Raw genomic sequence first — 650 nt, 5'->3', positions numbered from 1 at the left:
AGGAGATAATATTTCCGACAAGGAGCACCAAAAAACTTGAGAATCCAGCACCGCTCCTCGGTAAGGTTAGCAATTTGCTTTGTTTGGGCGATCGAAACCCGCGTGAATCGACATAAAACATTGGAACACCCAACGTAAAGTTGGAGTCGCAGTCGGTTTGCCCAATTGATTATCAATAGTCTGTTTTGATCGTAGCAAAGCTTGACGTAAAGCTTTTTGACCCAAACTATAAACAAGCAGACACAAACCCATAACCATAGCGATCGCTGCAACTCGTTCAGTCGAGTTAAGGAAAACACTGCTCGTAAAGAATAACGGGTCTTTGAGAAATCGGAAACCACGCTCAGTTGATTGTTGTGCCTTATACTCCCGCAGCAGCTGATCATCACTTAGTTGGCTCGCGTCAACAACATTTGTTGCTAAGAGAAATCTTCCAGTTCTTCGGATTTCAATATCTATCGCAGTTTGTTTTGGCACAATAGAGGCACGAACCAGGTAGTAAACATTTGCACAAGTGTCCTTACGGGGTCTACCACGACCAGTGTGTTGCCGAACTTCGTTGATTTCAATATCAGTTAGTTGATGTAGAGGTAATTTATGACCGAAAAAGAAAAGGATACAAGCCCCCAACTTATGGTATGGAGAATGTA

At 42.9% G+C, this 650-nt stretch carries 1 pseudogene; it reads right to left on the bottom strand.

The annotated features are described in order from the left end of the window. Positions 1 to 585: pseudogene (locus DP117_RS35260) on the bottom strand (IS1634 family transposase); the annotation flags it as partial. Positions 586 to 650: the final 65 nt, after the last annotated feature.

It is taken from the genome of Brasilonema sp. UFV-L1 (genome assembly GCF_012912105.1).
GTDB lineage: Bacteria > Cyanobacteriota > Cyanobacteriia > Cyanobacteriales > Nostocaceae > Brasilonema.
The sequence above is the reverse complement of the archived record's forward strand: the minus strand, read 5'-3'. Positions and strand labels throughout refer to the sequence as shown.